Origin of the sequence: Ectobacillus funiculus, assembly GCF_004138295.1 — a bacterium.
GTDB lineage: Bacteria > Bacillota > Bacilli > Bacillales > Bacillaceae_G > Ectobacillus > Ectobacillus funiculus.
Window position 1 is genome coordinate 1 of record NZ_SCFM01000126.1, and the last position, 656, is coordinate 656.

The following is a 656-nucleotide window of genomic DNA, read 5'->3' on the forward strand; positions in this document are numbered from 1 at the left end:
TTTAACAACTATAAGGAAGTATGGTTTGGCGATTATCCGTTTTATCTCTATTACTGGAACTCTATTAAAGTAACCGTGTTAACGACAATGATATCTGTAGTTGTATCAGCCATGGCGGCGTATGGATTTTCAAAGGTGAACTTTCCGTTTGGAAATGTTTTGTTTATGATCGTGCTGGCAACCTACATGGTTCCGGCGCAGGCGATTCTTGTGCCTCAATTCATTTTATATCGAAAAATCGGCTTGTTTGACAGCCACCTAGGTTTGATTTTACTAGGAAGCTTTAGTGTGCTTGGCACATTCATGCTTCGTCAATTCTTTATGAGTATTCATAACGATTATATCGATGCAGCAAAAATTGACGGTGCAGGCCATTGGAGAATTTTCTGGTCCATCGCCTTGCCAATCGTTCGTCCTGCGATCGCGACATATGCGATTTTGAGATTTATCTGGACGTGGAATGACTATCAAAATCCACTTATCTTCTTGCGTACTGACAGCTTATTAACGATCCAGCTGGCAATGCAGAAATTCACAACAATCAATGGAGAATTTTATTCCTTGATCATGGCTGCGGCTGTATCCGCGATTCTTCCGTTAGTGATTGTGTTTATCATTGGTCAAAAACAAGTTATTGAAGGAATTGCGTTAGGTGG

At 40.5% G+C, this 656-nt stretch carries 1 protein-coding gene; it reads left to right on the top strand.

Features of this window, described 5'->3' with window-relative positions:
- The coding region (locus tag EP737_RS25150) for a carbohydrate ABC transporter permease (RefSeq protein WP_165350944.1) at window positions 1-656 on the top strand (656 nt) is incomplete at both ends.